Origin of the sequence: Stenotrophomonas sp. BIGb0135, assembly GCF_024810105.1 — a bacterium.
GTDB classification, from domain to species: Bacteria; Pseudomonadota; Gammaproteobacteria; order Xanthomonadales; family Xanthomonadaceae; genus Stenotrophomonas; species Stenotrophomonas maltophilia_AB.
Genome location: NZ_JANUDX010000002.1, coordinates 21,481 through 34,331 on the forward strand (window position 1 = coordinate 21,481; position 12,851 = coordinate 34,331).

Annotated in this window: 10 protein-coding genes; 5 read left to right on the forward strand and 5 right to left on the reverse strand. The window is 69.2% G+C overall.

Going from position 1 to position 12,851, the window contains the following annotated elements; translation table 11 throughout:
• Positions 1-2 precede the first annotated feature (2 nt).
• Together M2421_RS04500 and M2421_RS04505 are read right to left on the reverse strand one after the other, a co-directional pair.
• On the reverse strand, positions 3-1,373 hold the full coding sequence (locus M2421_RS04500; RefSeq protein ID WP_259203596.1) for an ATP-binding protein: 1,371 nt from the start codon (positions 1,371-1,373) through the stop codon (positions 3-5).
• Positions 1,366-2,049, reverse strand: a complete 684-nt coding sequence (locus M2421_RS04505; RefSeq protein ID WP_259203597.1) for a response regulator transcription factor — start codon at positions 2,047-2,049, stop codon at positions 1,366-1,368. The genes M2421_RS04500 and M2421_RS04505 overlap by 8 nt, the downstream gene beginning before the upstream one ends.
• Positions 2,050-2,201: 152 nt before the next feature.
• Here M2421_RS04505 and M2421_RS04510 point away from each other — a divergent pair, with 152 nt between their 5' ends.
• Together M2421_RS04510 and M2421_RS04515 are read left to right on the forward strand one after the other, a co-directional pair.
• Positions 2,202-3,383, forward strand: coding sequence for an efflux RND transporter periplasmic adaptor subunit (locus tag M2421_RS04510; RefSeq protein ID WP_259203598.1), 1,182 nt, complete (start codon positions 2,202-2,204; stop codon positions 3,381-3,383).
• 4 nt (positions 3,384-3,387) lie between these two features.
• Positions 3,388-6,489, forward strand: coding sequence for an efflux RND transporter permease subunit (locus M2421_RS04515; protein ID WP_259203599.1), 3,102 nt, complete (start codon positions 3,388-3,390; stop codon positions 6,487-6,489).
• Between the two features lie 266 nt (positions 6,490-6,755).
• Here the strand turns inward: M2421_RS04515 and M2421_RS04520 are convergent, their stop codons facing one another.
• Entirely contained in the window at positions 6,756-7,169 is a 414-nt protein-coding gene (locus M2421_RS04520; protein WP_259203601.1) for a GFA family protein, read from the reverse strand.
• A gap of 161 nt (positions 7,170-7,330) precedes the next feature.
• Between M2421_RS04520 and M2421_RS04525 the strand changes: the two genes are divergently transcribed.
• Positions 7,331-8,308 (forward strand): DUF4105 domain-containing protein, encoded by a 978-nt coding sequence (locus M2421_RS04525; RefSeq protein WP_259204866.1) that lies wholly within the window; start codon positions 7,331-7,333, stop codon positions 8,306-8,308.
• On the forward strand, positions 8,305-10,257 hold the full coding sequence (locus tag M2421_RS04530; protein WP_259203602.1) for an alpha/beta fold hydrolase: 1,953 nt from the start codon (positions 8,305-8,307) through the stop codon (positions 10,255-10,257). Before M2421_RS04525 ends, M2421_RS04530 begins: the two co-directional genes overlap by 4 nt.
• Before the next feature lie 23 nt (positions 10,258-10,280).
• Here the strand turns inward: M2421_RS04530 and M2421_RS04535 are convergent, their stop codons facing one another.
• Positions 10,281-11,654, reverse strand: coding sequence for an MFS transporter (locus M2421_RS04535; RefSeq protein WP_259203603.1), 1,374 nt, complete (start codon positions 11,652-11,654; stop codon positions 10,281-10,283).
• Between the two features lie 96 nt (positions 11,655-11,750).
• On the opposite strand from M2421_RS04535, the gene soxR reads away from it, so the two are divergent.
• Positions 11,751-12,185 (forward strand): redox-sensitive transcriptional activator SoxR, encoded by a 435-nt coding sequence (gene soxR / locus M2421_RS04540; protein ID WP_259203606.1) that lies wholly within the window; start codon positions 11,751-11,753, stop codon positions 12,183-12,185.
• A 46-nt stretch (positions 12,186-12,231) separates the two neighbouring features.
• Here soxR and M2421_RS04545 read toward each other — a convergent pair whose 3' ends face one another.
• A complete protein-coding gene (locus M2421_RS04545; protein WP_259203607.1) occupies positions 12,232-12,834 on the reverse strand; it encodes a short chain dehydrogenase in 603 nt (200 codons plus the stop codon).
• Positions 12,835-12,851: the final 17 nt, after the last annotated feature.

The following is a 12,851-nucleotide window of genomic DNA, read 5'->3' on the forward strand; positions in this document are numbered from 1 at the left end:
GGTCAAGCCAGCGTGTCGGCGAGGCAACGAAGGCTCAGCCACGCGCCGCCGTCGGGCGCATCGCCGGTGCGCAGGCCGAAGCCGTGCAGGCCGGCGATGGCGGCGACGATCGACAGGCCCAAGCCGAACCCGTCGCCCGGTCCGGTCTCGTCGGTGCCACGGAAGAAGCGCTGGTAGACCAGGGCGCGGTCCTGCGGCGCAATGCCGGGGCCATCGTCGATGACATCGATGCGGGTAGCGCCCGCGTCCTCCACCGCGCGCAACAGGATGCGGCCGTGCTCGGGGGTGAAGCGCAGCGCGTTGGACAGCAGGTTGGCCAGGGCCTCGAACAGTAGTTCGCGGTCGCCGCTGACCGGCGGCAGGGGCGCGGCGATCTGCAGGTCCAGCACCTGCTGTTTTTCCTCGGCCAGTGGCAGGTAGAACTGGTGCAGTTCCTGCAGCAGGTCGGCCACGTCCACCTCGACGAAGGCCGAACGGCGCTGATGGCTTTCCAGTTCGGACACGCGCAGCAACGCGGTGAAGCGCGCCATCAGCAGATCGGCCTCGAGCAGCGCCTTGTCGATCTGATCGGCGTGCGGATCGTGTTCGCCAAGGGCGACGCGGGTCCGGTAGAGATGTGCGCGCAGCCGGGTGAGCGGGGTGCGCAGGTCGTGGGCGATGCTGTCGCACACGCCTTTGACCTCGGTCATCAACTGCTCGATGCGTTCGAGCATGGCGTTGACGATGCTGGAGAGCCGGTCGATCTCGTCCGGGCGCCCCGATACCGGCAAACGCTGGGCCAGGTCGCCGGCGATGATCCGTTTGGTCGCCGCCTCGATCTGCTGGATGCGTTTCAGCGGCCGGCGCCGCAGAAGGTGCCAGCCGGCCAGGCCGGGGATCACGCTGAGCCACACGCCCCACAGCAGCGCGTCGAGGATGATGCTGTTGATCGCGCTCAGCTTGCCGCTCTGGCGGACGAACACCAGCAGCCGGCCATCGTGGGTTTCCACCCCGAGCGCGCGGCCGGGCTCCTCGCGCGGGCCCGCGACGAGCGTCCAGGCGTCCACCGGATGCGAGCGGCCGTCGATGCGCAGTTCTTCGGGGATGGCCAGCAACGGGCCGGCCAGATGCTGGCCGCCGGTACTGAAGATGCCGTACGCGTAGGCACCGTGGATGTCGTAGCGCAGGCTGTCACGCAGCGCATCGTCCAGGGCCTGGCCTTCGAATTTCTCGAACAGGTGCGCGCGCTGCAGCAGGCCCGATTCGGACAGGTCGTTGAGGTAGTCCGACACCCGCCAGTACATCACGCCGAGCAGCACGCTGGACCAGGCCACGAACAGCACGCAGTACAGCCCGAGCAGCCGGCTGCTGGAAGAGCGCCACTGGTCAGACATGCGCGTCGAGGACATAGCCGGTGCCGCGCAGGGTGCGGATCGGTTGCGGCCGGCCGGGCTGGTCGATGCGCTTGCGCAGCCGCCCGATATGCACGTCGATGAGATTGGTGCCGGGGTCGAAGTGGTAGCCCCACACTTCCTGGAACAACATGCTGCGGGTGACTACCTGGCCGGCGTTGCGGACCAGGAATTCCAGCAGTTTGAATTCGGTGGGCAGCAGCGTGATCGCCTCATCGCCGCGGCGCACCGAGCGGGTCATCAGGTCCAGCTCCAGGTCGCCGGCCCGCAGCACGCTCTCGACCACGCCGGCCTGGCCGTGGCGGCGGATCAGGACTTCCACGCGGGCGGACATCTCATCGGAGGCGAACGGTTTGGTCAGGTAGTCATCGCCGCCGGCGCGCAGGCCGCGCACGCGTTCATCCACGTCCGACAGCGCGCTGATCATCAGCACCGGCGTGGTGATGCCTTCGCGACGCAAGGTGGTGACCAGGGCGAGGCCGTCGAGGCCGGGCAACATGCGGTCCAACGTGATGACCGCGTAGTCGCCCGCGCGCGCCAGGGCCAGCCCGGTGCCGCCGTCCGCGGCCAGGTCCACCTCGAAGCCGTGGCTGCGCAGTTCGGTGGCGATTTCCTCCGCGGTGACGAGGTCGTCCTCGATGGTGAGTACGCGCGGCATGGGCCATCTTGAATACTGGGACCTGCGCATCCTCGCAACAGCGGCCGGGCAGCGCAAATGAAAAATGTTTCATGCGTTTTTCGCAGGTTCCACGCGTCGCGTCTCCTATATTCAGGCCCCAGCGCTCCCCCACGCCTGGAACCCCGCACCCGATGATCCGCCCGATTCGCCCTGCCCGCGCCCGTCCCCGGCGGCTGCCCCGATCCTGCCGCGCGGCATTGCTGGTGGTCGCCGTGGCCAGCCTGCTGGCCGGCTGCGGCAAGGACGCCCCCAAGGCCGCGCCCGCCGCGCCGGAGGTGGGGGTGTTGACCCTGCAGACCCAGCCGCTGGCGCTGGACCAGGAATTGCCGGGGCGCAGCATCGCCTCGCAGGAATCGGACGTGCGCCCGCAGGTGGATGGGGTGCTGGTGGCGCGCCTGTTCGAGCAGGGCCAGATGGTGCAGGCCGGGCAGCCGCTGTTCCAGATCGAGCCGGCGCTGTACCAGGCCGCCCTGAACGAGGCGCAGGCGAACCTGAAGACGGCCGAGGCCAGCGCGGTGGCCGCGCGCCTGCGCGCGCAGCGCCTGCAGGCACTGGGCAAGGACCAGTTGGCCGCACGCCAGGACGTGGACGATGCGGTGGCCAATGGCCAGCAGGCCGCCGCCGCGGTGCAGGCGGCGCAGGCCGCCCGCGATACCGCGCGCACCCGGCTCGGCTTTGCCACGGTGACCGCGCCGATCGCCGGCCGCATCGGCCGCGCGCTGTTCACGCCGGGCGCGCTGGTTACCTCCGGCCAGGCCGAGCCGCTGGCGCGGATCCAGCAGGTGGATCCGATGAACGTGGATATCACCCAGTCCAGCAACGAGTACCTGGCGCTGCGCCGGGCGATCGCCGCGGGCGGCGTGCAGGCCAGCACCGCACCGGTGCGGCTGCAATTGTCCGACGGCACCGACTACGCGCTGCCCGGCACGCTGGAGTTCGCGGATATCGACGTGCAGCAGGACACCGGCAGCATCACCTTGCGCGCGCAGTTCCCGAACCCGGACGGGCAACTGCTGCCCGGCATGTACGTGCGCGCCCAGGTCGGGCAGGGCACCCGCCAGCAGGCACTGCTGGTGCCGCAGGTGGCGGTGGACCGCAGCCCCAAGGGCGAGGCCCAGGCCTGGGTGGTGGACAAGGACGGCAAGGCGCGGCAACGCACGTTCAGCACCGCGCGCGCGGTGGGCAACCAGTGGCTGGTGCTGGACGGCCTCAGCGCCGGCGAGCGGCTGGTGGTGGCCGGCAGGCAGGGGCTGGCCGATGGCATGCCGGTGCGGGTGAAGCCGGCGGCCGCGGCCGTCGCCGGCAAGGACTGAATACATGCTGCCGCGCTTTTTCATCCACCGCCCGGTGTTCGCCTGGGTCCTGGCGATCTGCATCATGGCGCTCGGCGCGATCGCGGTGACCCAGCTGCCGGTCGAGCAGTACCCGGACATCGCCCCGCCGCAGGTCAACATCACCGCCAACTACACCGGCGCGTCGGCGCAGACGGTGGAGGACAGCGTTACCCAGGTGATCGAACAGCAGATCAAGGGCATCGACCACCTGCTGTATTTCTCCTCGACCAGTTCTTCCTCGGGCCAGTCGCGCATTACCGTCACCTTCGACCAGCGCGCCAACCCGGACATCGCCCAGGTGCAGGTGCAGAACAGCGTGAACCAGGCGATCAACCGCCTGCCGCAGGAAGTGCAGCAGCAGGGCGTCACCGTGGCCAAGTCGCAGGGCGACGCGCTGATGGTGGTGTCGCTGTATGACACCAGCCGGCGCATGGAACGGGTGGACGTGTCCGATTTCCTGGTCAGCAACGTGCAGGACCCGATCAGCCGCATTCCCGGCGTGGGCGAGATCAACGTGTTCGGCGCGCAGTATGCGATGCGTATCTGGCTGGACCCGCACAAGCTGCGTGCCTTCGACCTGATGCCCTCGGATGTGCGCAGTGCCATCGAAGCGCAGAACACCCAGGTCACCGCCGGGGAGTTGGGGGCGCTGCCGGCCGCGCCCACCCAGAGCCTCAATGCCACGGTGACCGCGCAATCGCGGTTGCAGACCCCCGAACAGTTCCGCGCGATCATCCTGCGCACGCTGCCCAATGGCGCGGCGGTACACCTGTCCGACGTGGCGAGGGTGGAGATCGGTGCGGAGAACTACCAGACCAGCAGCTATCTCAACGGCTACCCGGCGGCGGGCTTCTCGGTGACCCTGGCCTCCGGCGCCAACGCACTGGACACCGCCGATGCGGTGCGCGCGGCGATCGAGAAGCTGCGTCCTGGTTTCCCGCCCGGCGTGCAGGTGGCCTATCCGCGCGACAGCACGCCGTTCGTGCGGGTCTCCATCGAGGGCGTGATCCACACGCTCATCGAGGCGATCGTGCTGGTGGTGATCGTGATGTTCCTGTTCCTGCAGAACGTGCGCGCCACGCTGATCCCGGCCATCACCGTGCCGGTGGTGCTGCTGGGCACGTTCGGCGTGCTGGCGGTGGCCGGCTTCACCATCAACACGCTCACCCTGTTTGCGATGGTGCTGGCGATCGGCCTGCTGGTGGACGATGCGATCGTGGTGGTGGAGAACGTGGAGCGCATCATCCACGAAGAACACCTGCCGCCGCGCGAGGCCACCGAAAAATCGATGGGCGAGATCACCGGCGCGCTGGTCGGCATCACCGTGGTGCTGGGCGCGGTGTTCCTGCCGATGGCGTTGTTCGGGGGCTCCACCGGCATCATCTACCGCCAGTTCTCGATCACCATCGCCTCGGCCATGGCGCTGTCGGCGCTGGTCGCGCTGACCCTGACCCCGGCGCTGTGCGCCACGCTGCTCAAGCCGTCCTCGGCGCAGAAGCCGCCGGGGCGCTTCTTCGCCGGGTTCAACCGTGGCGTGGAACGCAGCCAGGAAGGCTACCAGCGGCGGCTCGGCGGCGTGGTGGCCGCACCGAAACGCTGGATGGCGTTCTACCTGCTGGTGATCGTGGGCATGGTGGCGCTGTATGCGCGCATGCCCACCGGCTTCCTGCCGGTGGAGGACCAGGGCCAGGTGATGTTCCAGTTTTCCACCCCGGAAGGCACGCCGATGGCGCGCACCGAAGCGCTGGGCGCGGCGATCAGCCAGTACTTCATGGACAACGAAAAACAGAACCTGGACGTGGTGTTCGTGGTGGTGGGCCGCAACAACGCCGGCACCGGCCAGAACGCCGGCCAGGGCTTCCTCGCACTCAAACCATGGGGCGAACGCGACGGCGACAACACCGCCGCGGCGATCATCGCGCGCGCCAACGCGCACTTCCGTGGCCTGGCCGATGCCAAGGTCAACGTGCTGGCACCACCGGCGGTGCGTGGGCTGGGCCAGTCCAGCGGCTTCGAGCTGTGGCTGCAGGATGCCAGCGCCGCCGGGCGCGGCGCGCTGCAGGCCGCCCAGCAGCGGGTGGTGCAGGCGGCCAACCAGGACGACGGGCTGAGTTCGGTGCGCTTGAACGGACTCGGCGACAAGGCCGAACTGCACCTGGACATCGACCACGCCCAGGCCAGTGCGCTGGGGCTGGCGCAGGGCGACATCAACGCCACGCTGGCCGCGGCCTGGGGCGGCACCTACGTCAACGACTTCCTCGACCGCGGCCGGGTCAAGCGTGTGTACCTGCAGGGTGACCAGCCCTACCGCAGCGTGCCCGATGACATCGGCCAGTGGTACGTGCGTGGCAGCAATGGACAGATGGCGTCCTTCGCCAGTTTCGCCAGCAGCCACTGGGCGCGTGGGCCGCAGTTGCAGCAGCGCTTCAACGGGCTGCCGGCGATGGAGATCCAGGGCAGCGCCGCCGAAGGGCGCAGTTCCGGCGAGGCGATGCAGCGCATGCAGGCGCTGATCGCCGACCAACCCGGGTTCGAGCTGCAGTGGAGCGGGCTGTCCTACCAGGAGCAGCTATCCAGCAACCAGACGCTGTGGCTGTACGCGGCGTCCATCGCCTTCATCTTCCTGTGCCTGGCCGCGCTCTACGAGAGCTGGACGGTGCCGGTGGCGGTACTGCTGGTGATTCCACTGGGCGTGATCGGCACCGTGCTGGCGACCACCGCGGCCGGTTTCGTCAACGACATCTATTTCCAGGTGGGCCTGTTGACCACGATCGGGCTGTCGGCGAAGAACGCGATCCTTATCGTGGAGTTCGCCGAGGCCCGCTACCGTGCCGGCAGCAGCGCGGTGGAGGCGGCACTGCAGGGCGCTCGGCTGCGCCTGCGTCCGATCGTGATGACCTCGTTGGCGTTCATCGCCGGCGTGATTCCGCTGGCGCTGGCCACCGGCGCCGGCGCGGTCAGCCGGCGCGAGATCGGCATGAGCGTCATCGGCGGCATGCTCTCGGGCACCGTGCTGGCGGTGGTGCTGGTGCCGCTGTTCTTCGTGCTGGTGCGGCGCATGGGCAAGGCGCGACCGGTTGCGTAGCGGCCCCGGGCGATCGTCACATGGTTGTCGTGCCGGCCTCACCTGGCCTATGCCGGGGCGTCGGTAGCGTAAGGGTCCCGTCCCCCACGGAGACCTGCCATGTGGTTGCTCGACCGACTCTGGCCCACGCGTACCGCTGCCGCCGTCCCGCCTGCCCCGCCGGCGGAGGCCTCGCCACGGCGCGCGTTGTTCAAGCGCCCGTTACGCGCCGGGCGCACCCGGATGGCGCCGTGGCAGAAGGTGGCACCGCCGCCGCGGCGGCGTGGTCACTGAGGGGGCGTGCGGTCGGCGGGGTGGTTGACCCCGTCGTTGACCGGCACCTCACCCAGCGCATAGGGATTGATCCCATCCAGGCAGCCCAGGTTGTAGCCGTACTCGTCCGGTGAGGAGCGCCGTTGGTGGTGGGTGTAGATCCCACAGGTGCCGCAGAACCAGTGCTTGGCCACATGGGTGTTGAACTGGTACAGGCGCAGCACGTCCTGGCCCTGGATGACCTCCAGATCGGCCAGCTTGGCCGAGCCGACGATGGCGCCCCTGCGCCGGCACAGCGAGCAGTCGCAGCGCCGGGGCGAGAGCACCCCGTCCGGCAGATGCAGGCGCAGCACCACCGCGCCGCAGTGGCAGCGCGCCAGGTGCTCCCGTTGGATGGGCACGCCGCCGATCGAATGCAGACCCTGCATCAGACCCTCCTACCTTCGTCGCCATGGGCCCCGGAGTATGCCGTGTGCCCAAGCTGAACGCGCGGACATGTTCCCGATGCGCCGGTTATGGCTAACTAGCGCCCCGACCAACGATGGAACGACGCGTGAAGAAGGCAGGACGATGGGGGCTGGCGCTGCTGATGCTGCTTGCGGCGCTGTGGGTCACCGGCATGCTGGCCTACCAGTTGCCGGGTCCAGGCTGGCTGCGCGGGGTGGCGATCGTGGCGTGGGCCGGCGTCGCGCTGACCGCGCTGGTGGCGGTGGCGCGTGCACGTGGCGGACGTTGGCCGGGTGCGGTGTACGTGGCCGCGCTGGTGGCGTGCGGGGTGTGGTGGCTGCTGCTTACGCCGCGCCAGGACCGGGTCTGGGCCGACGACGTGGCGCAGCGGTTGAAGGTGGTGAGCTTCGACGGCCGCCACGTGGTGCTGGACAACGTGCGCGACTTCACCTGGCGCAGCGAGGACGACCACGACGTGCGCTGGGTGCGGCGCAGCTACGACCTGGACCAGCTGCGTTCGGCCGACCTTGTGATGTCGTACTGGATGGGCCCGATGATCGCGCACACGCTGGTGTCCTTCGGCTTCGCCGACGGCCGCCAACTGGTGTTCTCGCTGGAGATCCGCAAGGAACGCGGTGAATCGTTCTCCGCGCTGGGCGGCTTCTTCCGCAAGTTCGAGATGACACTGGTGGCGGCCGAGGAAACCGACATCATCCGCGTGCGCAGCAACGTGCGCGGCGAGGATGTGTACCTGTACCGCCTGCAGGGCATGACCCGGGAACAGCTCAAGGGCCTGTTCGTGTCCTACCTCGGCGAGGCGCGCAAGCTCGACGCCGCTCCGGCGTTCTACAACACGCTCAGCAGCAACTGCACCACCATCGTCTACGCGCTGGCCAAGCAGATCGCGCCGGGCCTGCCGCTGGACTATCGGCTGCTGGTCTCCGGCTATTTCGCCGAGTACGCGCGCGACCTTGGCGTACTGGTGCCGGGCGTGGATTTCGCCACGCTCAAGGCGCGGGGCCGCATCACCGACCGCGCACGCGCCGCCGGCGATGATCCCGCTTTCTCCCGACTGATCCGCCAGGGCCTGCCCGGCGTCGAGCAAGGACGCGTTCCATGATGGCTGTAACCGACGGCGTTCGGCGCCGGATGCTGCCGCTGCTGGCAGTGGCCCTGTCGCTGCTGCTGTCCAGCGGCTGCGCGATGGTGACCATGAAGCAGGTGGCACCCACCGACTACCTGGCCAACAAGCGCGGCGACGTGCTCACCTCCGGCAAGTTGAGTGCGGCCTCGCAGGAAACCCTGAGCGTGATCGGGCTGGACGAGGACCTGTGCGCCAAGGACGTGGTGAGCTGCCAGAAGACCCTGGAAGACACCGCGGTGTTGCCCGAGGAACAACGCCTGTCGGCACTGTCCGAACTGTGGGTCAAGACCGCCCTGGGGCTGAGCCCCAAGCCCAAGGACCGCGACAAGCATCCGATGAGCGATGCCGCGCTGGACGCCTGGCTGGAGGCCGCGCGCTATGCCTACGCCTACCTGTTCTTCAGTGGCCGCACCGCGTCCGATCGTGCGTTCGAAGACCGCCAGACCCAGGTCCGCGACTACTACAACTACGCTGCCGAACAGACCGCCGCGGTGGTGTTCAAGCGTGCGCGCGAGAGTGCGCTGGAAGGCGAGGACTACAACGCGCCGGTGGAAGGCGAGCGCTGGACGCTGACCTCGGACTTCGGCGAACTGCGCATGTCCAGCATCCCCACGCGGATGGTCCCGGCGTCGTCGCTGAGCTTTGCCGGCCTGCGCAGCACCTACCGCCGCGACGGCTTCGGCGCCGAGCTGGTGGTGGTGATGGACCCGCCCAAGCTGGTGGCGGCCGCCGACGGCAGCAAGGCCGAGATCCCGCAGTACAGCGAGATGTCGGCGATCAACGCGACCGCGCTGCTGCGCTTCAAGGGCGACAGCCTGCAGCAGGTCCTCGACACCACCCAGGTGCTGTTCGACGTGTACTCCCCGGAGTCCACCGAGAGCGTGGACCTGCACGGCGAGAAGGTGCCGCTGGCCGGCAATTTCACCGCCGCCTATGGCATGTGGCTGGCCCAGTCCGGCTTTGCCACGCAGTCGCTGCGCACGCTGTTCGGGCTCAGCGAGGGCATCGGCGAGCCGCACATGTACCTGATGCAGCCCTGGGACCCGAACCGCCGCATCATCTTCATGCTGCACGGCCTGGGCAGCAGCCCGGAGGCCTGGGTCAACGTGGCCAACGAGATCATGGGCGACCCGGAACTGCGCCGGCACTTCCAGGTCTGGCAGGTCTATTACCCGACCAACGCGCCGATCGCGCTGAACCGCTTCGAGATCAACGAAGCCTTCACCAACACCCTCAAGCACTTCGACCCCAGCGGCACCTCGCCGGCATCCAGGGACAGGGTGTTCATCGGCCACAGCATGGGCGGCGTGCTGGCCCGCCTGCTGGTCACCTCCTCCGGCGACGTGCTCTGGAACGACCTGCTGGCCAACTACGACCTCAAGGGCGAACGCCTGAAGCGGGTGCAGGCCAAGCTGGGCCCGTTGCTGCATTTCAATGCGGACGCCAACGTCGAGCGCGCCATCTTCATTGCCGCACCGCACAAGGGCACCGACATCGCCGGCAACCGGGTAGGGCGGCTGATCGGGCGCCTGGTGCGCCTGCCGATCACCCTGCTGGGCAAGTTCGAGGACGTGTTCCAGACCTTGCAGCAGGCCGAGGCGCAGTCCGCGCAGCCGACCAAGCTGCAGATCCCCAACAGCATCGACAACCTCAAGGCCAGCGATCCGTTCGTCAAGGCCGCAGGCGCGCTGCCGATCATGCCGGGCCTGAAGTACCACTCGATCATCGCCCAGCGCAAACCCGACGTGCCGCTGCAGCAGTCCGACGATGGCCTGGTGCCGTACTGGAGCGCGCACCTGGACGGGGCCGTGTCGGAGAAGGTGATCATCTCCGGGCACAGCGTGCAGGAAACGCCGCAGGCGGTGCTGGAGATCCGCCGCATCCTGCGCGAGGACCTGAAAGAGGTCGGCGATTCGCGGCGCTGACCTGCCGTGGCGCGGGGCCGGGCTCAGATGCGCCGCGCAACCACCACGCCTGCCACCGCCAGCACCAGCATGATCGCGTAGGTGAGCAGGTAGCCCAGCGCCACGTTGCCCTGCAGGAACAATGCGAACAGCGACCCGGAAACGGCCAGCGTGGTGGCCACGGCCAGCGCTTCGCTCAACTGCAGCGCGGAGGTGTTCGCGCCCTGCTGCGCCGGTGGTGACAGCGACAGTGTCAGCACCGACAGGCCGGGGTAGATCAGGCCCATGCCGAACCCGGTCACGCTCCAGCCGGCCAGCGCCAGCCACAGCGGTGTGCCGGGCTGGATCGCCGACGAGGTGGCGAAGATGCCCACGCACATCAGCAGCGCACCGCCCTGCAACAGCTGCCGGCGCGACCAGCCGCGCTGCTGGTGGCCCTGCAGCCACGAGCCGCTGAACCAGCCCAACGCGCCCAGGCTCAACGCCACCCCGGCCAGCAAGGGGCTCAGGCCACGCTCGCGTTGCAGCAGCAGGGGCAGGAAGGCTTCGCAGCCGAAGAACGCGGAGGCGGCGATCCCGCGCATCGCGATCACGCTGGGCAGGCCCCGGCGCAGGCGCAACGTGCCGGCGGGCAGCAGCTTCCAGCTGCACACGGCCAGCAGCCCCAGTGCCGGCAGCAGCAATGCCAGGGCCAGCGCGCCACGTTGCTGGCCGCCCACGTACAGCAGCAGGGCACCGGACGACGCGCCGACCGCCCAGCCGATCACGCTGGCCTTGCCTGCCGGCGGTGCCAGCGCCGCCTGCACATCGCGCAGTGCAGGCCGCAGCAGCAGCCCGGCCGGGATCGCCAGCAGCGGCACGATCAGGAACACCCAGCGCCAGCCCAGGTGCTGCACGATCCAGCCGCTGATGCTGGGCCCGATCAACGACGGCACCACCCAGCCGGCGGAAAACGCGGCGAACACGCGCGGCCGCATCGCTTCGGGAAAGGTGCGGCCCACCATCACGTACAGCGCCACCGACATGCCACCCGCGCCCAGTCCCTGCAGCAGTCGGCCGAGCAGCAGCACCGGCATGTGCCGGGCGAAACCGGCCACCAGCAGCCCGCCGATGAAGCAGCCCAGCCCCAGCCACAGTGGCCGCGCCGGCCCGCGCTGGTCGCTCCAGTAACCGGCCAGGGTCATCCCGATCACGCTGGTGGCCAGCGTGCCGCCAAAGGCCAGGGCATACAGGCGCAGTCCGTCCAGCTCCTGCGCCACGGTCGGCATGGCCGCGGCCACCGCCAGCGCCTCGAAGCCATACAGCGCCACCAGCGCGACCATGCCGATCGTGGTGGCGCGGTAGGCCGGCGACAGGATCGAGGGCACCGGCACGGCAGCGGACGCCGGCGGGGTGGGGGCTGCAACATCGGAGGACATGCGGGGATTCCAGGAGGGGCAAGGGCAGGGGAGCGCTTGCAGTGCACCCCGGCGTCGCGCAGGATGCCACCTTAACCATGGTTGAGGTCAAGGCTGGTGATCGCGCAGGAACTGAGTGTGGGTGAGGTGGCCAGGCGCAGTGGCGTGGCGGTATCGGCGCTGCATTTCTATGAGCGCAAAGGGCTGATCCGCAGCCTGCGCACGGCCGGCAACCAGCGCCGCTTCGCCCGCGACGTGCTGCGCCGGCTGGCGGTGATCCGCGTGGCGCAGCGGGTGGGGTTGCCACTGGAGGCGGTGGCCACCGCGTTCGCGGCGCTGCCGGAAAACAAGACGCCGACCAAGGCCGAGTGGGCGAAGATGTCCGCGCTGTGGCGCAGCGAGCTGGACCAGCGCATCGCCCAACTGCTGCTGTTGCGCGATCAGCTCACCGACTGCATTGGCTGCGGCTGCCTGTCGCTCAAGCGCTGCCGCCTGACCAATCCGGACGACGCGTTGGGCGACCAGGGCGATGGGGCGCAGCGGTGGGGGTAGGCTGGCCCGGTACTGCCGACCAACGGGCCGGCACTACCGGGGGACCTCACCACACGTTGAATACCTGCCCACTCTGCACGCCTTCCACGCTGCGCTGGTAAGCCAGCGACGCGCGTTGCGCGGTGACCGCCTCGAAGCCCGGGAAATACGCGCCGTAGTCGTCCAGCGATTCGACCAGCACGTTCGGGCTGACCACGTTGATGCGCAGTCCGCGCGGCAGCAGTTCGCAGGCCGCCCCGCGCACGAACCCCTCCAGTGCCGCGTTCACGGCGGTGGCATTGGCGCCATCGCGGATCGGCTGCGCGCCGACGATGCCGCTGGTCAGCGTGATCGACCCGCCGTTGTTGAGATGGTGCTGGGCGACCAGGGCAAGCCGCACCTGGCCCAGCAGTTTGTCCTGCAGGCCGAGATTGAACTGCGTCGGGCTCATGTCGGCCAGCGGGCCGAAATGCAGGCGGCCGGTGGTGGCGATCACCGCATCCACCGGCCCGATCCGCGCGAACAGGCCCTGCACGCTGGCGTCGTCGGTGAGATCGACCTGCGCATCACCGCCATGGCGGCCGGCACGGATCAACTGATGGTGGGTGCCCAGCGTGGCGGCGACGGCTTGGCCGAGGGTGCCGCTGGCGCCGACGAGAAGGATCTTCATGCGGGGTGCTCCAGGGA